Origin of the sequence: Entomomonas sp. E2T0, assembly GCF_025985425.1 — a bacterium.
Classification (GTDB): domain Bacteria; phylum Pseudomonadota; class Gammaproteobacteria; order Pseudomonadales; family Pseudomonadaceae; genus Entomomonas.
On record NZ_CP094972.1, the window covers coordinates 2347814 to 2370868 of the forward strand.

21 protein-coding genes are annotated in these 23055 nt (G+C 36.2%); 16 read left to right on the forward strand and 5 right to left on the reverse strand.

The features are described 5' to 3' along the window. Positions 1-81: 81 nt before the first annotated feature. The 8 genes from leuC to MTZ49_RS11475 all read left to right on the forward strand — a co-directional run bounded on the left by leuC (position 82) and on the right by MTZ49_RS11475 (position 9440). Positions 82-1512, forward strand: a complete 1431-nt coding sequence (gene leuC / locus MTZ49_RS11440) for a 3-isopropylmalate dehydratase large subunit (protein WP_264745671.1) — start codon at positions 82-84, stop codon at positions 1510-1512. Between the two features lies 1 nt (position 1513). Then, complete coding sequence (gene leuD, locus MTZ49_RS11445) at positions 1514-2158, forward strand: 3-isopropylmalate dehydratase small subunit (protein ID WP_264745672.1); 645 nt, start codon at positions 1514-1516, stop codon at positions 2156-2158. A gap of 10 nt (positions 2159-2168) precedes the next feature. Next, positions 2169-2930 carry a class I SAM-dependent methyltransferase gene (locus MTZ49_RS11450; protein ID WP_264745673.1) on the forward strand — a complete coding sequence of 254 codons (762 nt, stop codon included), beginning with the start codon at positions 2169-2171 and terminating at the stop codon, positions 2928-2930. 38 nt (positions 2931-2968) lie between these two features. After that, a complete protein-coding gene (gene leuB, locus MTZ49_RS11455) occupies positions 2969-4051 on the forward strand; it encodes a 3-isopropylmalate dehydrogenase (RefSeq protein ID WP_264745674.1) in 1083 nt (360 codons plus the stop codon). Positions 4052-4105: 54 nt separating this feature from the next. Then, positions 4106-5218 carry an aspartate-semialdehyde dehydrogenase gene (gene asd, locus MTZ49_RS11460; protein WP_264745675.1) on the forward strand — a complete coding sequence of 371 codons (1113 nt, stop codon included), beginning with the start codon at positions 4106-4108 and terminating at the stop codon, positions 5216-5218. A gap of 371 nt (positions 5219-5589) precedes the next feature. Further along, complete coding sequence (locus tag MTZ49_RS11465; RefSeq protein WP_264745676.1) at positions 5590-6057, forward strand: hypothetical protein; 468 nt, start codon at positions 5590-5592, stop codon at positions 6055-6057. Positions 6058-6076: 19 nt separating this feature from the next. Next, positions 6077-7576, forward strand: a complete 1500-nt coding sequence (locus tag MTZ49_RS11470) for a multicopper oxidase family protein (protein WP_264745677.1) — start codon at positions 6077-6079, stop codon at positions 7574-7576. Positions 7577-7862: 286 nt separating this feature from the next. Further along, positions 7863-9440, forward strand: coding sequence for an EAL domain-containing protein (locus MTZ49_RS11475; protein ID WP_264745678.1), 1578 nt, complete (start codon positions 7863-7865; stop codon positions 9438-9440). A gap of 23 nt (positions 9441-9463) precedes the next feature. Here the strand turns inward: MTZ49_RS11475 and MTZ49_RS11480 are convergent, their stop codons facing one another. Next, positions 9464-10165: a hypothetical protein gene (locus MTZ49_RS11480; protein WP_264745679.1), complete on the reverse strand. Its 702-nt coding sequence runs from the start codon at positions 10163-10165 to the stop codon at positions 9464-9466. 227 nt (positions 10166-10392) lie between these two features. After that, on the reverse strand, positions 10393-10950 hold the full coding sequence (locus MTZ49_RS11485; protein WP_264745680.1) for a hypothetical protein: 558 nt from the start codon (positions 10948-10950) through the stop codon (positions 10393-10395). 206 nt (positions 10951-11156) lie between these two features. Here MTZ49_RS11485 and pstS point away from each other — a divergent pair, with 206 nt between their 5' ends. Genes pstS through phoR form a run of 7 tightly spaced genes read left to right on the forward strand, consistent with a single transcriptional unit; the run spans position 11157 to position 17582 of the window. Further along, complete coding sequence (gene pstS / locus MTZ49_RS11490) at positions 11157-12191, forward strand: phosphate ABC transporter substrate-binding protein PstS (RefSeq protein WP_264745681.1); 1035 nt, start codon at positions 11157-11159, stop codon at positions 12189-12191. A 29-nt stretch (positions 12192-12220) separates the two neighbouring features. Further along, a complete protein-coding gene (gene pstC, locus MTZ49_RS11495; protein ID WP_264745682.1) occupies positions 12221-13177 on the forward strand; it encodes a phosphate ABC transporter permease PstC in 957 nt (318 codons plus the stop codon). Beyond that, the gene (gene pstA, locus MTZ49_RS11500; protein WP_264745683.1) at positions 13174-14034 is read left to right on the forward strand and encodes a phosphate ABC transporter permease PstA; all 861 of its coding nucleotides are present in this window, start codon (positions 13174-13176) and stop codon (positions 14032-14034) included. The genes pstC and pstA overlap by 4 nt, the downstream gene beginning before the upstream one ends. A gap of 6 nt (positions 14035-14040) precedes the next feature. Next, positions 14041-14823: a phosphate ABC transporter ATP-binding protein PstB gene (pstB, locus tag MTZ49_RS11505; protein ID WP_264745684.1), complete on the forward strand. Its 783-nt coding sequence runs from the start codon at positions 14041-14043 to the stop codon at positions 14821-14823. A gap of 13 nt (positions 14824-14836) precedes the next feature. After that, positions 14837-15550, forward strand: a complete 714-nt coding sequence (phoU, locus tag MTZ49_RS11510) for a phosphate signaling complex protein PhoU (protein ID WP_264745685.1) — start codon at positions 14837-14839, stop codon at positions 15548-15550. Positions 15551-15552: 2 nt separating this feature from the next. Then, positions 15553-16251, forward strand: a complete 699-nt coding sequence (phoB, locus tag MTZ49_RS11515; protein ID WP_264745686.1) for a phosphate regulon transcriptional regulator PhoB — start codon at positions 15553-15555, stop codon at positions 16249-16251. Next, positions 16251-17582 (forward strand): phosphate regulon sensor histidine kinase PhoR, encoded by a 1332-nt coding sequence (phoR, locus tag MTZ49_RS11520; RefSeq protein ID WP_264745687.1) that lies wholly within the window; start codon positions 16251-16253, stop codon positions 17580-17582. The genes phoB and phoR overlap by 1 nt, the downstream gene beginning before the upstream one ends. Before the next feature lie 29 nt (positions 17583-17611). Here phoR and MTZ49_RS11525 read toward each other — a convergent pair whose 3' ends face one another. Beyond that, positions 17612-18769, reverse strand: a complete 1158-nt coding sequence (locus tag MTZ49_RS11525) for an alpha-hydroxy acid oxidase (protein ID WP_264745688.1) — start codon at positions 18767-18769, stop codon at positions 17612-17614. 365 nt (positions 18770-19134) lie between these two features. Between MTZ49_RS11525 and MTZ49_RS11530 the strand changes: the two genes are divergently transcribed. Beyond that, on the forward strand, positions 19135-20610 hold the full coding sequence (locus MTZ49_RS11530) for an amino acid permease (protein ID WP_264745689.1): 1476 nt from the start codon (positions 19135-19137) through the stop codon (positions 20608-20610). Between the two features lie 48 nt (positions 20611-20658). Here MTZ49_RS11530 and MTZ49_RS11535 read toward each other — a convergent pair whose 3' ends face one another. Both MTZ49_RS11535 and MTZ49_RS11540 read right to left on the reverse strand, forming a co-directional pair. After that, the gene (locus tag MTZ49_RS11535; RefSeq protein ID WP_264745690.1) at positions 20659-22089 is read right to left on the reverse strand and encodes a PIG-L deacetylase family protein; all 1431 of its coding nucleotides are present in this window, start codon (positions 22087-22089) and stop codon (positions 20659-20661) included. Further along, positions 22089-22988 (reverse strand): antimicrobial resistance protein Mig-14, encoded by a 900-nt coding sequence (locus MTZ49_RS11540; RefSeq protein ID WP_264747877.1) that lies wholly within the window; start codon positions 22986-22988, stop codon positions 22089-22091. Before MTZ49_RS11540 ends, MTZ49_RS11535 begins: the two co-directional genes overlap by 1 nt. Positions 22989-23055: the final 67 nt, after the last annotated feature.

Genomic DNA, 23055 nt, shown 5'->3' on the forward strand with positions numbered 1-23055 from the left:
TATAAATTTGTTTTATTACTAATAAACCCCTACTATAGATACATATAAAAGATTAATAAATAGTTTTGATGAGGAAATATCATGTCTGCTAAGACGTTATACGATAAATTATGGGATCAGCACTTGGTCAAACAACGTGATGATGGTTCCGCTTTAATTTATATTGATCGCCAAATTTTGCATGAGGTAACTTCTCCACAGGCATTTGAGGGGCTTCGCTTAGCGGGTCGTAAACCTTGGCGAATTGATGCCAATATTGCTACACCTGATCATAATGTGCCTACTACACCAGATCGTAAAGGCGGTATTGAGTCTATTACTGATCCAGTATCGCGTTTACAGGTAGAAACCTTAGACAAAAACTGTGATGACTTTGGTATATTAGAATTCAAGATGAATGATACTCGCCAAGGTATTGTACATGTGATTAGCCCTGAACAAGGTACTACCTTGCCAGGCATGACCATTGTATGTGGTGACTCCCATACTTCAACTCATGGTGCTTTAGGTGCATTAGCGCATGGCATTGGTACTTCTGAGGTTGAACATGTGTTAGCTACGCAATGTTTAGTGGCTAAGAAAATGAAGAATATGTTAGTCAAAGTAGAGGGCAAATTGGCTGCGGGTGTAACGTCTAAAGATATTGTATTGGCAGTGATTGGTAAAATAGGAACTGCAGGTGGTACGGGGCATGCTATGGAGTTTGCTGGTAGTGCTATCCGTGACTTATCGGTTGAAGGCCGTATGACAATATGTAATATGTCTATTGAGGCAGGTGCTAGGGTAGGCTTAGTGGCTGTTGATGACAAGACTATTGATTATGTAAAAGGTCGTCCTTTTGCACCAAAAGGTGATAATTGGGATAAGGCTGTTGCTGCATGGCAAGATTTAGTATCAGATCCCGATGCTCATTTTGACACTGTAGTAGAGTTAGATGCTGCTACTATTAAACCTCAGGTAAGTTGGGGAACTTCGCCAGAAATGGTATTGCCAGTAGATGCGATAGTGCCTGATCCAGCCAAAGAAGTTGATCCTATTAAGCGTGGTTCTATCGAACGGGCTTTAAAATATATGGGTTTACAAGCAAACCAAGCGATTACTGATATTAAAGTGGATAAAGTATTTATTGGCTCTTGTACTAACTCTCGTATTGAGGATATTAGAGCGGCAGCAGAAGTAGCTAAAGGGCGTAAAGTGGCTGCTAATGTCAAATTAGCAATGGTTGTACCAGGTTCTGGTTTAGTGAAAGAACAGGCTGAACAAGAAGGTTTAGATAAAATCTTTATTGAAGCCGGTTTTGAGTGGCGTGAACCGGGTTGCTCTATGTGTTTAGCCATGAATCCTGATCGCTTAGAAAGTGGTGAGCATTGTGCATCAACCTCTAATAGAAACTTTGAAGGTCGCCAAGGTGCAGGTGGTCGTACTCATTTGGTGAGCCCTGCAATGGCTGCAGCAGCGGCAGTGACAGGCCATTTTATTGATGTTCGTGAATTAATGAAGGAAGGAGCATAAGATGAAACCCTATACTAAAGTAACTGGCTTAGTAGCTCCTTTAGATCGTGCTAATGTGGATACTGACCAAATTATCCCAAAACAGTTTTTAAAATCAATTAAACGTACTGGTTTTGGGGTGAACTTATTTGATGAATGGCGTTATTTAGATGTGGGCTATCCTGGGCAAGATTGCTCAACTAGACCTATTAATAAAGAGTTTGTACTTAATCAGCCTCGTTACCAAGGTGCTACGGTATTAATTGCTCGTGAGAATTTTGGTTGTGGTTCATCCCGTGAACATGCACCTTGGGCATTGGAAGAGTACGGTTTTCGTACTGTAATTGCGCCAAGTTATGCAGATATTTTCTTTAATAACAGTTTTAAAAATGGTTTATTGCCTATTATTTTAACTGAACAAGAAGTAGATGAGTTATTTAAAGCGGTAGAAGCGAAAGAAGGTTATCAATTAACAATAGACTTAGCTAGCCAAACAGTAACTACGCCAGAAGGTAAGCAATACCACTTTGAAGTGGATGCTTTCCGTAAGCACTGTTTATTAAATGGTTTGGATGATATTGGTTTAACTTTACAAGATGCTGATACCATTCGCAGCTTTGAAGAAAAACATAAGCAGGCGCAGCCTTGGTTATTTCAAAACAAGTAGAGTATAGCTGATGAAAGATCATAAGCAGGTGGTGGATAAACAGTTTGGTGAGCAAGCTAATGCCTATTTAACCAGTGCTGTTCATGCCCAAGGTGAGGAGTTTAGTTTATTACAACAGGCTGTTGCTAATTGTCAGCATGCAGATGTATTAGATTTAGGCTGTGGTGCAGGGCATGTGAGTTTTCATGTGGCGCCCTCCGTTAATAAGGTGGTGGCCTATGATCTTTCTGAATCAATGCTGGAAGTTGTTGCTGCAAGCAGTGTTGCCAAAAATTTAGGCAATATAGAAACAGTGCAAGGTGTTGCTGAATCCTTACCCTTTGCGGATAATAGTTTTGATTTTGTATTTAGTCGCTATTCTGCCCATCATTGGCAAGATTTAGGGATTGCTTTACGTGAAGTAAAGCGTGTGTTAAAACCATCAGGAATAGCGGCATTTATTGATGTAGTATCACCTGAACAGCCCCTATTAGATACCTATTTACAGACATTAGAAGTATTGCGTGATACTAGTCATGTGCGTGATTATTCTGTAGCAGAATGGGTAAGGCAATTAGGTGAAGCGCAATTAATTGTTACTAAGCACCATAAGCAAAAATTACGTTTAGAGTTTACTAGTTGGGTAGAGCGGATGCGTACTCCAGAGGTGTATAGATCGGCTATCTTAGCTTTGCAACAAGCAATGGCACAAGAAGTAAGAGATTATTTTGAAATAGATCAGCAAGGCTCATTTTCTACTGATGTATTAGTAGTATGGGCTACTAAGTTATAACTGGATATTTAATTAAAAAGTGAATTGGGAATATTATTATGAGTAAGAAAATTTTAGTACTACCAGGTGATGGTATTGGTCCAGAAATCGTTGCTGAAGCGGTTAAAGTATTAGATGTTATTAATGATAAATATAACTTAGGTTTTGAGTTAACAGAAGATGCTATTGGTGGTGCGGCTGTCGATAAATATGGTGTTCCGTTAGCTGACTCAACCTTAGCGACTGCTCGTGAAGTAGATGCTGTGTTATTAGGTTCTGTAGGTGGCCCTAAATGGGATACTATTGAGCGTAGCATTCGCCCTGAAAAAGGTTTATTAAAAATTCGTTCTGAACTAGGGCTATTTGCTAACTTACGTCCTGCTATTTTGTATCCTCAATTGGCAGATGCTTCTAGTTTAAAAGCTGAGTTTGTAGCTGGGTTAGATATCTTAATTGTCCGTGAGCTAACGGGCGGTATCTATTTTGGTGAGCCAAGAGGTATCCGCACTTTAGAGAATGGCGAACGTCAAGGTTATAACACCTTACCTTATCGTGAGAGTGAAATAGAGCGTATTGCTAGAGTGGGCTTTGAAATGGCGCAATTACGTAATAAAAAGCTTTGTTCTGTGGATAAGGCCAATGTAATGGAAGCTAGCCAATTATGGCGTGAAGTCGTTAATAATATTGCTAAGGACTATCCAGATGTAGAGTTATCGCATATGTATGTAGATAATGCAGCTATGCAACTGGTACGTTTACCTAAACAATTTGATGTGATCGTAACAGAAAATATGTTTGGTGATATTTTATCTGATCAGGCTTCAATGTTAACGGGTTCTATTGGTATGCTCCCTTCTGCTTCATTAGATGCCAATGGTAAGGGTATGTATGAGCCTAGCCATGGTTCAGCACCAGATATTGCTGGAAAAAATATTGCTAACCCATTGGCAACTATCTTGTCCGTCGCTATGATGTTGCGTTATACCTTTAAGCACACTGAATCAGCTAACTTAATTGAAAAAGCAGTAGGTTTGACTTTAGACAAAAATTTGCGAACTGCTGATATTATGTCTATAGGATGTGATAAAGTATCTACTTCAGAAATGGGTAATGCAGTTGTTGCAGAGTTAAAGAAGTTGTAATTTGTTAGTCACTGGGGCATTAATGCACTAAGTATTTAGAGGAAACAATATTATATGATGCGCGTAGGTTTAATTGGTTGGCGTGGAATGGTTGGTTCGGTCCTTATGCAACGTATGCAAGAGGAAATGGATTTTAATCTTATTGAGCCTGTATTTTTTACCACTTCTAATGTGGGTGGTGCAGCGCCTTCTATTGGTAAAACAGTAGATCCATTGAAAGATGCTTATGATATTGATGAGCTAAAAACATTAGATGCCATTATTACTTGCCAAGGTGGTGATTACACGACTGAAATTTTCCCTAAATTACGTAGTGCAGGTTGGCAAGGTTACTGGATTGATGCAGCTTCCACGTTAAGAATGGAAGATGACTCTGTAATTGTGCTTGATCCTGTAAACCGTAAAGTGATTGACCAAGCATTAGATGCGGGTAAAAAAGATTTTATTGGTGGTAATTGCACTGTTAGCTTAATGTTGATGGCGTTAGGTGGTTTATTTGAAGCTGGCCTTGTGGAGTGGATGAGTGCGATGACTTATCAGGCTGCATCAGGTGCTGGTGCGCAAAATATGCGTGAATTAATCAAACAAATGGGTGTTATTAATGATTCAGTAGCAGATGAATTAGCTAACCCTGCTAGCGCTATTTTAGAAATTGATCGCAAAGTGGCAGCTACTCAACGCAGTGCGAGTTTTCCAGATGAACACTTTGGAGTGCCTTTAGCAGGTAGTTTAATCCCTTGGATTGATAAAGAACTAGCTAGTGGTCAAAGTCGTGAAGAGTGGAAAGCACAAGTTGAAACGAATAAAATTTTAGGTCGCTCTAAAAATCCAATACTTATTGATGGTATTTGTGTACGTATTGGTGCAATGCGCTGCCATAGTCAAGCATTAACAATTAAATTAAATAAAGATGTACCTATGGAAGACATTGAAAGCATGATAAAAAATCATAATGATTGGGTGAAGTTAGTACCTAACCATCGTGAAATTAGTATGCAAGATTTAACGCCTACTGCGGTAACTGGTACTTTGACTGTCCCTGTTGGTAGATTACGTAAGTTAAATATGGGATCACAATATTTAGGTGCCTTTACTGTAGGGGATCAGTTGCTATGGGGGGCAGCTGAGCCATTGCGTCGTATGTTACGTATATTATTAGAACGTTAGTAATACTTATACTACCCATATACATTTATTAGGTTTTCTAACAAGATGTATATGGGTATATTTTTTTAAATTTATATATAAAATGATCTTAAGCATATTATTATTAAGTTACAGTTAAGCTTTTTATAGTATTTTCTTATTATATAAGACTTCTAATTCTTCTTTGAGTAGGATTAATCTATTACTATTTTAAATGGCAAATTAAGAGTATTATCTAGATTAATAACAATGAAGGATTGTATTTAAAAACTTTTTTAAAAATGATAAATAATCATATTACTTATGATTATAATCTATGGCATAATTTATAATTATTATAAGAGTAGTTTTATACATCATTATTTGAGTATAAATGAGGAGTTGAGTGTTCAATGTCGTATGTTGAGAATTGGAAGCAACAAGGGGTTATTTCGCTGTGGCGATATCAGTATCCTGATGACATTCACTACCCAAATTGGCACATAACAGCAGATGATATAGGTTGCCTCTCATTAATGTTATTGCTTAAAGCATTTGAAAAAGACCAAAAAATTAATCATAAAACGATTACCATTACTGCACCTAGTAATGAAATATTAGGTATTCCCAATAATAGAGTAGGTGTTGCCAAGTGGATTGCACCTAAAGAATGGCATATAAGTTTTTGTAAACAGTCTGAGAAATGGGAGTTTTCGGCTGGATTAGAGCCCGCTACATTAACAATTGGTAAAAATTGGCTTAGTGAAATTAGATGGGCTATTGATGGTATAATGACCGGAGAAAGTAATAGTTGGGTGGGTATCAACGATGGTAAAGAAGAAGTGTTATGGTATTGGAGGTACCCCAAAGCTAAAAAGTAACTAGTAAAAAGAGACCTTTATGCCGAATCAAAAACTAGTAAAAAAATTAAGTTATTTATTTATTTTTACTCTATCAAGTTCAATCAGTTTTGCTCAGCAACATAATCATCATACTTCTCATCAGGATCATAGCCAACATGCGGATATGGTGATGACTTCAAGTAATGAAGAATTATTATCAACAGATTTAATGCTAAAAGGGCAACCCTTACAACCATTACCCGTATTGACTAATAAGAGTAAACAACAGGGTGTGTTTCAGACGGATTTAATGATTATGCCAACCAAGGTTGAGCTAATCCCTAATAAACCTACAACTTTTTGGTTGTATGAGCAGAAGATTTTACCTGTCATTGATGTAATGGCAGGAACAACAGTAAAAGTTGCTATACAAAACCATTTACCCCAAGGAACAACTGTTCATTGGCATGGTTTACCTGTATCACCACAAGTGGATGGCAATCCTCAACACCCCATTGAAGTAGGTGATACAAGAAATATTGAATTTACTTTGCCAAAAGATTTTTCTGGTACTTATTGGTTCCATCCACATCCTCATGAGTATACTGCTGAACAGGTTTATAGAGGGTTAGCAGGTGCATTTATTGTGCGAGATCCTAATGACCCATTAAAAGCTATTCCAGAGCAAAATCTGTTTTTCTCTGATTTGAAATTAGATAAAAAAGGACAAATTGCTAGCAATACTATGTTGGATTGGATGAATGGTCGAGAAGGGCAGTTTCAGTTAATTAATGGCCAATATCAGCCTGTGATCAGTTTAGAAGGTACACAGCGTTGGAGAATTTGGAATGGTAATTCTGCACGCTATTTGAAGTTATCATTTCCTGAAGATCAAGTAGAGGCTTATCAAGTTGCTAGTGATGGTGGCTTATTAGAAAAGCCACAAGCCATTACTAGTATACTTTTAACACCGGGTGAGCGAGCAGAAATAGTATTAACACCTAAAAAGCAAGGTGATTTTACATTAACTGCTTTGGCCTATGATCGTGGTAAAATGGGTAATGTTGCTAAAGAGCAAGATTTACCTTTAGCTCAAGTAAAAATGCAGCTTAAAGATAAAATACTATTACCAGAAAAATTAAAAGATATTGCTGATGCGGCTAAATCTGCTGTAACTTATAAAGTTGAGTTTACTGAGGTAAATAATCCTAACTCACCAGCAGGCGTGGATTTCTTAGTTAATGGTAAAAAGCATGACTTAAAGCGTGTTGATTTCACTATCAAGTCAGGTGAAGTACAAGAGTGGGAGATTTTTAATAACTCCCATATGGATCACTCCTTCCATTTACATGGTCCTCAATTCCAAGTAAAAGAATATGAGTTAGCGGGTAAAGTAACTAAACCATTATTTAAAGAGCTAAAAGATACTATCAATCTAAAACCTTATGAGAAAGCGCGCATTGTGTTTGTAGATTATGATAAAGGTTTAAGAATGTATCATTGTCATATTCTAGAGCATGAAACATTAGGAATGATGGGGCAAGTCGAAATAAAATAATGTATTGATCAATAAGTCTATTTAACTAGCCTAGTTTGTTATAGCAACTAGGCTATTTTTTATAGTTGTTAGTATTGAATTTGGTTGTTTCTCAGTAACATGGTAGCTTTTGGCAACATTTGTCGACATTATCAAGAGCTGGTTAATATGACTAATATCTAATATACATGTTTTTAAAAATACTTAAATTAGCATAGATATAGACTAATTTATTATTTTGGAGGCATAAAAGTGCATATAAAGATTATAACTTTAAAAGCTACCTTAATTAGGTAGGCTGTTATTTATGCATTTGATGCATCATTTTTTACTAAAGGCTCGCTATTCCAATACAGCTCTTGCTGTTATTGCGATATTGGTATTTCTATTAGTTGTATTATTGTCTGAGTTTTATAACTATTATCGTATTAATGAGAACTATAGAAAACAGATTGTATTCGAATCAAACCGTGTAATTGATAAACTTAATTATGTTTTTGATGAAGCGAATAAAATTACACACAATATAATAGGAATGAAAGATATTCCTTGTAAGTTGGAAGAGTATAGTTTTAAAAAGTTAGTGGCTACAAGTAATGTAATTAGATCTGCAACATTAACACATAATGATGTTATCTATTGTTCGTCTATCTATGAATTAATTCAAAAAAATTATGTTAATCTGAAGCGTTATCTACAAGAACCTCTTAATTTATTTGAGTCCAATCATTTGACTCCGAATACTCCCGTTATTAGTTATAGTATTAGAGATGGAGATTGGGGAGCGTTTGTTGGAATTCATGGTAAAGTAATAGCAGATATCTTACAGACATCTGAATTTCAAAAAGAAAGTTTTATTATTATTAATAATAAGTTGATAGGTGCAGATAATACTGTATCAGTAATTGAAGATTCTAAAGTGCAGGAATGGCTGGGTTTTCATTCTAATAAATATCCGTTTAAAGTTATGGTAAATTATATTGCTATCAAAAGTAATTACCAAACTATTCAATCTTTTATTATATTAACAATAGCATTGTTAATATTGGGCATTATTGTACTTCTTTATATAGCAATGACTGCAGCCAAGCGAGAGTTCAAACGGGCTATTTTAGACAATGAGTTGGTTCCTTATTATCAATTAATTATTTCTACAGCGGACTATCGATGGCATGGCCTTGAAGTACTAACAAGGTGGCAACACCCAAAACATGGTTTAATTACACCCAATAAATTTATTGGTTTAGCGGAGCGTACTAAACTTATTATTCCTATGACAAAAGGCCTTATGGAAAGAGTAGCAAATGAATTAACGCCTTATGTTTTTTCTCTCCCTAAACCATTTTATGTTAGTTTCAATATTCATGCTTCTCATCTAGATGATCCCGATTTATTAACTGACTGCCAACAGTTTTTAGCTAGATTTCCAGCTGATACAATCAAACTAGTATTAGAATTAACTGAAGGTCAATTTGTTAAATCATCTGATAAATTAGACAAATTAATAGATAAATTTCATGAAATAGGTGTTTCTATCTCAATAGATGACTTTGGAACAGGCTATTCTAATTTGGGGTATTTGCAGAAATATAAAATTGATAATTTAAAAATTGATAGAATGTTTGTATCAACTATTTATAAAAAATATTCAGCTACTTATTTGCTTGATACCATTATTAGTTTAGCTAAAAATATGGAGATGGATATTGTAGCAGAAGGTGTTGAAACAGTAGACCAATTATATTATTTGAGTAATCAAGGGGTAGAGTATATTCAGGGGTTTTTATTTAGTAGACCTTCACCTATAGAATATACAATTAAATCCTTGCTTAAACCTTATAATGCTCCTTTGCCATATCAACAGTTTTCAATGTTTAGTGAGTAGCTTGTCACTTGTAAACAGTAAAATCATTGTACGGGTAAGAAAGTTAAGAATAGCAAATTATGTACATAGTTGGTGCCAACACGTCGATAACGTTCATCTAGCATAGCTGAAACTAAATCTAAGCGAGCAGTTATTTTGGCTAGTTCAATGGCAAAACTTAAATTATAGCCTGTAGCAGATATCTCATTAGAGATAAGCAATGGTTTACCATCTAAACTTTTACGTTGTTTAAGCATCCATTGGGCAATTTCTACATTACGAGCAGCATTAAATATATGTTCAGCATCAACAACATCAGACAAATAAAATTTTGTATGGTCGCCATGGGCAACAATAATCATTGTAGCCAAACCATAAATTAAAGCACCTGCTCGGTCACCTGTATAATTTGGATCTAGGGCAACATACAGTGCATCAATACTTGTTTTATTATCTAGGCCTGGTAGAAATTTATCATGTTCTATAGCATCAAATACTACTTTTCTAGCCTGCTCTAAGGAGTTGGCTGTTTTTCGCCATTCTTGAGGGTTGCGTTTATAAAATTTTTCTAATAAAACATAAAGGGCATGCAAGTTATTACGCATGGCTATAGTAGTTACACGGTTAGCATCTGTTTGTAATAATTCACCAGCAGCTACATTACTATGGTTGGTAACAATTTCTTGTCGATCAAGATCAGCATCACTGAAATTAGTTTGACAGGCCGTTAAAGCTAGTAAAAACATTACTATAAAAGGATACTGGATAAACTTTCTAGAAAAATACATTAGCTATTTTAATTAATTCCATATGATTTCTAATGTATTATAAAGCGCTCAGCCTTTTTTTAAAGTTATTAGTGATAAAAAATTTATTAAAATCAATAGATGATAAGAAATTATAAAAAATTAGAGCTCAATAACCTTAGCTAAGTGTTTTTCGTTAAACGAGAGTTAATTCAGTGATTTTTTATTCAATATGATTCTTTTTTTTCTGTAATGTACAAATAAGTAAAAAGTAATCCAAGAAAGAAGTACACAACAGCATTTTTACGTTTATTGTTATAAGGACTAGAACTATCAGATATAACAGCAATATAGTTTAATGGTAGATTGATATTAGGGTTATCAGGATCAAATTTAATTTTTTCTTTAAATATTCCTCCTCTATTGATTTTTGCATTGGGTAACCAAACCACTCCTCCACGAAAAACATTCGCTTCTCCATAAACTTCAATATTGTTATGATAGGTAATATTATTAACAGTAAAAGTATATTTGTAATAATAAGTAAGTGGTGCAGAGAAGAAGGTTCTACTTTGAGGGGTGCTTGTATTAATATATTCTATTTCACCGTCAACAATACAACTTTCAGAATTACAATCAAGTTCTGTTAAAAGTTGCGCATCTGTTTTCATTCTACCATACACAATTTTTTCTTCTTGATGGGTACTATAATAAACCCAGATAGGTGCTATGAAAAAAAATAATATGCATACTTTTATTATTAAAGATTTAAAATTTTTTGGCATAGATTATTATTAAATTCCATATTATCGACTGATAGTAACATGAGCATAAATTTTTTACAATAATTTACAAAATAGCTATTAATATAGTGGTGGATATTAAAAGTACAGGAGGATATTTCTAACAAAAAATAATTTTACAGTTGTGTCATAAAACTGTCACAAAACTTTGTCATGATACGCATAACTTAATAATAAAGGTGAGTATTATGCGCTTAACATCGATCTTAAAAACACTTGGTTTAGCCTCTTTGTTAGTTGCTTTACCTGTGGCCGCACAAGATATTACAGGTGCAGGAGCCTCTTTCCCTGCACCTGTTTATGCAAAGTGGGCAGATAGTTATTATAAAGAAACAGGTAATCGCGTTAATTATCAATCAATAGGTTCCAGTGCAGGTGTTAAACAAATATTAGCTAAAACCGTTGATTTTGGTGCTTCTGATGCCCCATTAACTGATGAAAACTTAGCTAAAGAGGGTTTAATACAGTTTCCTACCGTAATTGGTGGTGTGGTGCCTGTTATCAATGTTAAAGGCATTAAAGAAGGACAGTTAAAATTAACAGGCGAAGTATTAGCTGATATTTATTTAGGAAAAATTACCCAATGGAATGATGAAGCTATTAAAAACTTGAATCCTAGCCTTGATTTACCTAATGCCAAAATTACGGTAGTGCGTCGTGCGGATGGTTCAGGTACCAGCTTTGTATTTACTTCTTACCTAGCTAAAGTAAGTACAGGCTGGAAAGATCAAGTAGGGGCTGGCGCAGCCGTTAAATGGCCTGTAGGTGTGGGTGGTAAAGGTAATGAGGGGGTCTCTGCTTTTGTTATGCGTTTAGCTAACTCTATTGGTTATGTGGAATATGCCTATGCTAAACAAAATAAAATGGCTTATGTGGCTTTAAAAAATGCGGCTGGTAACTTTGTAGTTCCTAGTGATGATGCCTTTAAAGCTGCTGCTGAAGGTATTGATTGGGAAAAAACCTTTGCTCAAGATATGACTAATGCAGCAGGGGATCAAGCATGGCCTTTATCAACAGCAACTTATATCATCCTTTATCAACAAACTAATAAACCAGCACAAACAGCGGCAGCTTTAAAATTCTTTAACTGGGCATTAGAAAAAGGTGATGCTGCTTCTGCCGAGTTAGATTATGTGGCTTTCCCAGAAACAGTGAAGAAAACAATTCGTAATAGTTGGTCTAAGATAGTTGATAGTAATGGTACAGCAATTAATTATAAGTAGTCAGATTACTAAGGATTATTATATAAAATATGCAATCTTTTCCTAGTCGTAAGCATTCCCGTTATGGGGATGCTATCTTTGCAGGGCTGTTTCGTGGTGCTGCTATTTTAACTTTAGTCATGCTGGCAGGTATTATTATTTCCTTGATTATAGGCGCCATACCTGCGTTTAAAGAATTTGGTTTAAGTTTTATTTGGAGTAATGAGTGGGATCCTGTACAGGACAAGTATGGGGCACTGGTAATGATTTATGGTACGGTGGCCACTTCGCTTATCGCATTACTTATTGCTATTCCTGTTAGTTTTGGTATCGCTGTATTTCTTACCGAATTAGCACCTAATTGGTTAAAACAACCCTTAGGTACAGCTATTGAACTATTAGCGGCTATTCCTTCCATTGTGTATGGTATGTGGGGGTTATTAGTCTTTGGACCTTTATTAGCTGAATATGTGCAAACACCCTTACAAAGTCTACTAGGTGATGTACCTTATTTAAATGTTCTAGTATCAGGTTATCCTGTGGGAATAGGTATTTTTTCAGCAGGTATTATTCTTGCCATTATGATTATTCCCTTTATTGCCTCAGTGATGAGAGATGTGTTTGAAGTAACGCCTCCATTATTAAAAGAGTCAGCCTATGGACTAGGTGCTACTACATGGGAAGTAATTAGAAATGTGGTATTTCCTTATACCAAGGCGGGTGTAGTTGGTGGAATTATGCTTGGTTTAGGTAGAGCATTAGGGGAAACCATGGCCGTTACCTTTATGATTGGTAATATGAACCAATTAGAGTCAGTGTCTTTATTTGAAGCAGCTAATAGTATCACTTCTGTATTGGCTAATGAGTTTGCTGAGGCAAGCCCAGGTTTACATCAAGCGTCATTAATTTATCTAGGTTTGATCTTATTCTTTATTACCTTCCTAGTACTTTCTTGTTCAAAGTTATTCTTAATGAAATTACAGAAAAATGAAGGAGGGCGTACATGAGTTATTTTAGCCCTCAAAAAGTTAAACAACATAAACGTCGTAAATTTAAAAATCATATTGCCTTAGCTTTATCATTAATGGCTATGTTATTTGGGTTGTTTTGGCTAGCGTGGATATTATTTGAAACCATCTATTTAGGTGTTGGTGGCATTAATATAGCGGTATTTAGTGAAATGACCCCTCCGCCTAATGCAGAAACAGGTGGTTTAGCTAATGCCATTTGGGGTTCGTTCCTAATGGTATTAATGGCTACCTTAATAGGCACACCTATCGGTATTATGACAGGGGTTTATTTATGTGAGTACGGTGGTAAAGGGATTATTGCCAGCGTGACCCGTTTTATTAACGATATTTTATTATCAGCACCTTCCATTATCATTGGCCTTTTTGTTTATTCATTAATTGTACTACCCTTTAAAGGTTTCTCTGGTTGGGCTGGTGTTGTGGCATTAGCATTGATTGTTGTACCAGTGGTAGTGAGAACTACTGAAAATATGTTAGCGCTTATTCCTAATTCATTGCGAGAGGCGGCTTATGCACTTGGGGCACCAAAGTGGAAAGTGGTATTAATGGTAACAATTAGGGCTGCTAGTGCCGGTATTATTACAGGCATATTGTTAGCTATTGCTCGTATTGCAGGTGAAACAGCCCCCTTATTATTTACTGCACTGTCTAATCAATTCTGGACCAGTGATTTATCTCAACCGATGGCAAGCTTACCTGTCACAATCTTTAAGTTTGCGATGAGTCCCTTTGAAAATTGGCAAAAATTAGCGTGGGCAGGAGTCTTTATTATTACCTTTGGCATATTGATTCTCAATGTTACAGCACGTATTTTATTTAAGAAGAAAGGTTAATTACTGATGGTCAACAAACCACACAATGAAACAATTAAAACGAAATTAGCAATTCGTGATTTAAATTTTTACTATGGTAAGTTTCATGCATTAAAAGGAATTAATTTAGATATTCCTGAGAAAAAAGTAACCGCATTTATTGGCCCATCAGGTTGTGGTAAATCAACTTTATTGCGTACCCTTAATCGAATGTTTGAGTTATACCCAGAGCAACGAGCCGAAGGTGAAATTTTAATTGATGGTGAAAATCTTTTAACCAGTAAAGAAGATGTAGCTTTAATTAGAGCGAGAATTGGTATGGTATTTCAAAAACCAACCCCTTTCCCTATGTCTATTTATAATAATATTGCTTTTGGCGTAAAACTATTTGAAAAGCTCTCTAATGCAGAAATGGATGACCGTGTAGAGTGGGCTTTAAATAAGGCAGCCTTATGGAATGAGGTAAAAGATAAACTTCACCAAAATGGTGCTAGTTTATCTGGAGGTCAGCAACAGCGGTTGTGTATTGCCAGAGGTATTGCAATTAAGCCAGAGGTTTTACTACTAGATGAACCATGTTCAGCCCTAGACCCTATCTCTACAGGTAAAATTGAAGAGCTTATTCATGAGTTAAAACAAGACTATACGGTGGCTATCGTAACCCATAATATGCAGCAAGCAGCACGTTGCTCCGACTATACCGCTTATATGTATTTAGGTGAGTTAGTTGAAGTGGGCGAAACAGAGCAATTATTTTTAAAACCCCAACGTCAAGAAACAGAAGACTATATTACTGGCCGTTTTGGTTAATAGGAAATAGATTATGACTAATAAACATCTTTCAACCCAATTTGATGCAGAACTAAATAGCATCTCTACTCAGATTATGGAGTTGGGTGGGTTAGTTGAGTCACAAATGACTTTAGCCATTACTGCATTAACGAGTTTTGATATTGAAGTATCAGATAAAGTCATTGAACTTGAGCATAAAGTAAACTCAATGGAAGTGGAAATTGATAAAAACTTAGTATCCATGATTGCCCGTCGTCAGCCAACTGCGCGTGATCTAAGGCTATTAATGGCTATTTCTAAAACCACTAATAATTTAGAAAGAGCGGGTGATGAAGCTACCAAAATAGCGCGTATGGTCAAGTCAATTATTGAGCATGGCATCTCTAGAAACCTAATGGGTGCAGAGTTGCGCTTTATGGCCAATTTAGCACTAGATTTATTGCATAAATCATTAGATGCCTTTGCTCGACTAGATATTAAAACCGCGCTTTATATTATGCGTAGTGATAATGAAATTGATGTGGAGTTTGGTGGTTTTACCCGTAAACTAATCACCTATATGATGGAAGATCCTCGCATGATTTCTCCTAGCTTAGATCTACTGTTTATTGCGAAAGCTTTAGAGCGTATTGGTGATCATGCAAAAAATATAGCAGAGTTAATTATATATATCGTTAAGGGAGAAGATGTTAGGCATGTAGCCATGGAAGAAATTGAATCTATTACTAACAATTCAGAGGGTTAACTATGGCACGTATTTTAGTGGTTGAAGATGAACCTGCCATTGCAGAATTATTAGCTATTAACTTAAAGCATGCAGGTTTTGATTGTGTAGTAGTAGATGATGCAGATAGAGCACAACAGGAAGTGGATAGTATATTGCCTGACTTGGTATTACTTGATTGGATGTTGCCTGGACAAAGTGGTATATCTTTAGCAAGACGCTGGCGTAGTAATGAGCGGACAAAACAAATCCCTATTATTATGCTAACCGCCCGTAGTGAAGAGTTAGATAAAGTACAAGGGTTAGATGCTGGTGCCGATGACTATGTAGTCAAACCTTTTTCTACCCAAGAATTATTGGCTAGAGTGCGTGCATTATTACGTCGTAAACTACCCGAAGTAAGTGCAGAGCGTGTATCATTAGCTGGACTAACCATAGACCCTGAATTATGGCAAATTGTCTATAAAGGGGAAGAGGTTAAGCTAGGCCCTACCGAATTTAAGTTATTAAACTATTTAATGCATTATCCTAATAGAGTACATAGTCGAGGCCAATTATTAGATAAAGTATGGGGGCAACATGTATTTATTGAAGAGCGTACTGTTGATGTCCATATTAAACGCTTACGTGAAGGGTTAGCTATTGTTAAAGCCGATCATTTAATAGAAACAGTAAGAGGGGCAGGATATCGTTTTAATGCGCCTAAAACTGAGAGTGAATAATGAGTTTTTATAAACCACTGTTTTGGTTATTAATCTATATTATTGTAGCGGTATTTATTGATGTCTATTTGGGCGCTCATTTGGCAAACCCAATTATTGTAGTTATAGGCATCTTTGTTTTTGTTATTGGTTGGTTATGGTTTAATAAAAAACAATTTAATCTTTTAATTAGTTGGTTAAAGCAAGGTGCTAAAAATAAAGACCAATATCATTTTGCTGGTAATTGTAAAGAAATAGCAGATTATGTTGAGCGTTTATTAAAACAACGGGATCAGGAAAACCAACATAGCACAGATCAATTAAATAAGTTATTAGGCGCTATTCAAGTTTCACCTAATGGGGTGTTATTACTCGATCAAGACTATAAAATTGAATGGTGTAATGCCACCGCTGCACAACACTTTAGTTTAGATTCTGAGTTAGACTTACAACAGCATATTACTAATTTAGTAAGAGATCCTAAATTTATCGCTTATTTAGAAAGTAATAACTATCAGAAACCTTTAAAGCTAGCATTAGGCCATGATGAAGGGCAAAAACTATTAATCCAATTGCATCCCTATGATGAAGGGCGCTTACTGCTACTAACCAATGATATTACTCAATTAGAGCGTGTTGAACGAATGCGGCGTAATTTTGTGGCGGATGTATCACATGAGATTAGAACGCCCTTAACTGTACTAAGTGGCTTTATTGAGACGATTCAGAATTTGCCATTAGATGAGGCTGAGCGTAAACACTATTTAGATTTAATGCAACAACAAGGTGACCGTATGCAGTCACTGGTTAACGATTTATTAACCTTAGCTCGTTTAGAAGATAGCCCGCCACCACCTATGGATCAATGGGTGTCTGTAAAAAGTATCTTAGAGCATACGAAAAATACTGTACAAGAATTATCAGCAGGTCAGCATAAGATTACCGTTAACAGTTTTGATAATGTTGCCATTGCAGGTATTGAATCTGAGCTTATTAGTGGGGTAGCTAATATTGCTGTTAATGCGGTACGTTATACCAAACAAGGTGGTAATATTGATATTAGTTTTAAACTGATTGATGGCGAAGGTGTGTTTCAAGTTAAAGATTCAGGTCAGGGAATTCCCGCACAGCATATTAAAAACTTAACCCAACGTTTTTACCGTGTGGATAAAAGTCGTTCTCGTGATACTGGGGGAACAGGGTTAGGCTTGTCGATTGTAAAGCATATTGTGTTACGACATGGTGGACGTTTAGATATTAAAAGCATAGAAGGCAAAGGCTCTAGCTTTAGTCTAGTTTTTCCAACTAATAGAATTAAGCAACTAGAATCACAAAATAGCCAAGCTGGTTAATGATAATTCACTAACCAGCTTTTTATGCTTTATAAGTGTGGGATAGTGCTGGGAATAAGAATATCTTGATTAACTTGGTTGATATCAGTTAGGCCACAAAAGGCCATGCTTAGATCAAGCTCATTGCGGATAATGTCTAAACACTTGGTAACACCTGCCTCTCCCATAGCGCCTAAACCATAAAGATAGGCTCGGCCTATCAATGTTCCTTGCGCCCCTAAGGCAATAGTTTTTAGTACATCTTGCCCTGATCTAATACCACTGTCTAACCATACCTCTGTGGAAGAATTTTTTAAAGCTTCAACAATAGAGGGTAAGACCTGAATGCTTGAGCAAGCACCATCAAGCTGGCGGCCACCATGATTGCTGACAATAATAGCATCAGCCCCTGACTCAGCAGCAATTTTGGCGTCTTCATCATCTAAAATACCTTTAACAATCAGTTTGCCACCCCATGCTTTTTTTATCCATTCTAAATCTTTCCAACTTAGGGTAGGGTCGAATTGTTGGCTTGTCCAAGAAAATAGAGAGCTAGGGTCATCTATCCCTTTAACATAACCAACAATATTACCAAAAGAGCGACGTTTAGTTTTTAGCATTTTCCAACACCAAGCTTGTTTAGTTAGAAGATTGAGCCAGTTTTTTAAAGTAGGTTTAGGTGGCACAGATAAACCATTTTTTAAATCTTTGTGGCGTTGACCTATTATTTGTAAGTCTAAAGTGACCATTAGTGCATCACAACCAGCCGCTTTAGCTCTATCTATAAGACTTAGCATAAAGTCTCTATCACGCATTACATAGAGTTGGAACCAGAAGGGTTTTGCTACATGGGTAGCAATATCTTCCATAGAACAGATACTCATAGTAGAAAGGGTATAGCGACAGCCAAAGTTAGCTAATGCCCTAGCCGCTAGTATTTCGCCATCTGGATGAACCATCCCAACTAAACCTGTTGGAGATATAGCTACGGGCATAGTCATATCTATACCTAGCATACTTCTTTTAAGGGTGCGTCCTTCCATATTGCGAGCTACTTTTTGGCGTAGTTTTATTTTTTGAAAGTCTTCTGTATTGGCTTTATAGGTAGATTCTGTCCACGAACCTGAATCTACATAATCATAAAACATCTTAGGTACACGACGTTTAGCAATAACACGTAGGTCTTCGATATTAGTTATGACAGTCACTTTCATTACCTTATATTTAATGTTTACTATTGTGATAGATAAACATAATAGATAGTTTTTATGTGGATTAGTTTTATACTAAGTTTAATTTAGATAAAATGTAATTAACAGCAATAAAAAATATGCATTTTCTGGGTTAATAGCCACCTAGTTATAGCTTTAACAAAAAAATAATATAAGAATAAGGTGTTTTTTTAACAAGAAGACATGATAGTAATTCAATTCGTTTAATTAATAACTATCAGCTGACATTGCTTTAATAAGTTTTTTAAATCAAATGGTTATGTTTATTTTAAAATCTTTTAAGCTATTTTTAAGATAATTTGTTAAAATCCGCGCTATTTTTAAAATTAATAAGGTTAATGATGACTCAGGCAACAACAAATAATAAAACCTCATTAAAGCGATCATTAAAAGCACGTCATCTATCTATGATAGCCATTGGGGGCTCTATAGGTACGGGGCTATTTGTTGCATCAGGAAAAACCATTGCACAGGCGGGCCCTGGTGGTGCTTTATTGTCCTATATTGTTGTAGGCATAATGGTTTACTTTATTATGACCAGTTTGGCAGAATTAGCTTCTTTTATGCCAACCCCAGGCTCGTTTGCCACTTATAGTGCAGAGTATGTGGATGAAGGCTTTGGTTTTGCAATGGGGCTTAACTATTGGTATAACTGGGCAGTAACCATTGCGGTTGACCTTGTTTCGTTGCAATTGGTAATGGCTTATTGGCTACCTGATGTAGCAGGGTGGAAGTGGAGTGCTATCTTCCTGCTGATTATGTTTTGGCTAAACTATATTTCTGTAAAAGGATTTGGTGAGGCAGAGTTCTGGTTTTCATTAATTAAAGTGGTCACTGTGGTTGTGTTTATTGTACTAGGGTTATTAATGATCTTAGGCATTATGCAGGGTGGCGATACAGGTGGCTGGAAAAACTGGACGATGGGCGATGCCCCGTTTGTAGGAGGGTTCTCCGCCATAATAGGGGTAGCCATGATTGTTGGCTTCTCGTTTCAAGGAACAGAGTTAGTAGGTATTGCAGCCGGTGAGTCAGAGAATCCAGGTAAAAATATTCCGATTGCAATCCGTCGTATTTTCTGGCGTATTTTATTATTTTATGTATTTGCTATCTTTATTATTAGCTTTTTAATTCCTTATACAGACCCACGCTTATTAAGCAATGCAGAATCTGATATCGCAGTAAGTCCATTTACGTTGGTATTCCAACATGCTGGTTTATTATCAGCTGCTACAGTAATGAATGCAGTTATTTTAACAGCAGTACTTTCGGCAGGTAATTCGGGAATGTATGCATCATCACGGATGCTCTATGCACTGGCTCGCGATAGAAAAGCACCTGCTATTTTTGCCCGTTTATCAAGCAACGGTGTACCACGTAATGCACTACTTGCGACTACCTTAATTGCCATGTTGTGTTTCTTAACCTCGATGTTTCAAAGTCAAGAGGTCTATGGATGGTTATTAAGTATTTCAGGTATGACAGGCTTTATTGCTTGGTTAGGTATTGCTATCAGCCACTATCGTTTTAGAAAAGGTTTTGTAAAGCAAGGCTTAGATTTATCTAAACTACCTTATAAGGCAGGTTCTTTCCCCTTTGGACCTATATTTGCCTTTATTATTTGTATGATTATTGTAATAGGGCAAGATTATCAAGCATTTTGGGCTGATAATATAGACTGGAAACGAGTGATTTCTACTTATATTGGATTGCCCTTATTCTTTGCTATTTGGTTAAGTTATAAATTCATTAAGAGAACTAAATTTGTTCGTTATGAAGAAATGAAATATCCAGAGTTTAGAGAAGAAGATGAGAAGTAATCATTTGTATGATTAATAAAAAAGCACCTTAAAGGTGCTTTTTTGTGTTTACTGCCTAGGTTTTACCCAAAATAGTTCATGGCTACGTACTGCCTTACGGAAGAATTCATTTTCACCTGCTGGTGGATGTTCGCGTTCAGTGATAAGCGATTGAATTAAACGGCGTAAGCGTCTTTTAATCGATAAGGGTGGTTGTAGATCATGTTCCATCGCTAACGCCATTGCTTTATTAAGCTGGGTTTGCTTACTCAGTACAGGACTCCATAGCGCATAAGCAGGTAATGGGTCTACAGCAGGTGGCAGAGCAATGCCTTTATAAGCAGGCCCCATTGGCCAACGATCATTATCATGCAAATGATTAGCATACAGTAATTGCGTGCTAGGTTGCCAAGTGGTTGTTTGTAATACTTCTTCTACCAATAAGCTTGCTTCTACATGGTCTTCATGAGGGTCTAGTTGTGGATGAGGCATGATAATAACTTCGGGCTTAAAGTGCTCAATTAACAAAGTAAGATCATTCTTTAAATTATGCCATGTGGCTAAACCATCGTTATCACTAGGTAGTGGTAAGGAGTTAAATAGACGAACTAGGCGCGTATCTGTTTCACCAGACTCTTTTGAACCAAAAGATTGCTCAGGTTGCTGGTGCATAGCTTTTAATTGTAAGCAATAATAACCCAATTGGACACTGTTACTAGGATTAACACCACCCCATAAAGGAATTGCAATACTATCCCAACTTCTTAAACGTCCTTTGAGTTGAGCTGCTTCTTGTTTAGTTAGGTTAAGCGTTTGTTGATAATATTCAGCCTCAATTTCGCCTTGGGTAAGGGTGATAATACTGGCATCTGAGCATTGACTATATTGTCCAAAGGCAGCCAGCTCAGCATCATCAGCATGAGGTGCAATAACCATCATACGTTGTTGGCTGTAGTCGGGATTAGTAAAGCCATAAAGTATTAATTCACCTTTAATATGGCAGTGCTTAGTGGAAATTGAAATAGTGCCTTGCTGTAATTCATCAGCTAGACCTGATAAATTAATATAGCGTAACCCTTGTACACCTCGTTCAAAATCTTGTCGATCAGTGAGTTGATTGGTTTTAATAATAACTTGTGGGTCTAATAAGTGACCCATAAAAGAGGTTTTTAAGTTAACAGCCAGAAAAAGTGTATCTAAGTTATCAGGTAAATTATCTAAATCAATTTGCAAGGTATCTTGTTGTAATTGTGCCGCGACTGTAAAGGTATTGGCAGGGAAGTTATAAAGATAATCTTGTTTCGGTGAGTAAAATAAATGATCAGCTAACCATGCTTCATGGATAATCCAAATACCAATAATGATAAATGGGATAAAGCAAGCCAAGAAGGGAACAAAAAAACAAGCAATAATCCAAGCCAGTAAATAGATAGCAAACCCTATTAGGATTAATCGTTTCTTTTGCCGATGTTTTTTTAATAACTGCTGTTTTTTACTCATTAATTAATAATTCCTACAGCCACACGATTACACCAACGGTCTTTATATTCTCTATCTGCTCTACCAAAGGAATAGCGTAACGTTTTATTCAGTTTATTGGCTTGTTCCCACGCTTGTTGTAAATTCACAAAGCTTAATACACTGCCTGGGCTAAAAGTTCTTTCTTGTGGGTCTACGCCACCATTTACATATTCAATACTAAGCCATTTAGGTGATTCTACTTGGTATAAAACCTGTATGGCTATTGGATTATCTTCTAAGAAGATAACAGAACCCACCATAAACTCACGCAGTAAAGTAAATACTTCTTTTTGAGTGGCTGCACTAGGTACTTGGAAATTCCAACGTTTAAAAAATAGCTCACAATAGATAGTGGCTAATTGTTCAGCAGAGAAATCTTGAATAGGCTTAATAACTCCACCTGTTTCTTCTAGTAAACGTAATTCACGGCGTTGGTTATATCTAAATTTCTTAGAATATTCTTCAGAAGCCCTCGCTATTGCTAACTGATCTTTTTGTGTTTTCCAGTTAGTTATTTGCGGCTGATTAAGTGTGGAAAGATAGCGTGCCTTATGGCGCAAAGTAATTTGGCTATTTTCTGCAAATGGCAGAATAATTTCAGCATTACCAAGGTCAAACAAACCACGTTTACCTTGCTTTTTTAGTTGATCTCGAGAAAGTGCTAGTGAGTCTCCCCAACAAGCAATAGCACCCACTAATTGCCCCTCTTGTTGCCAACCAAGATAACGTACAGGGATATTGGCAAATTTAGATAGTTTATCAATAATAGTAGGGTGTGTGGCTACACTACCACCATAGGTTTGCCATATTTGTTCATAACGAGTAGCATCAATTTCATGCCAGCCACGTTCGCGAAACCATTGAAACTTATTCAGCAACACTGCTTTTTCCTTTAATAAATAGTGCAGTTATTTTAACATGATATTAATTAATAGGCTTTAATCT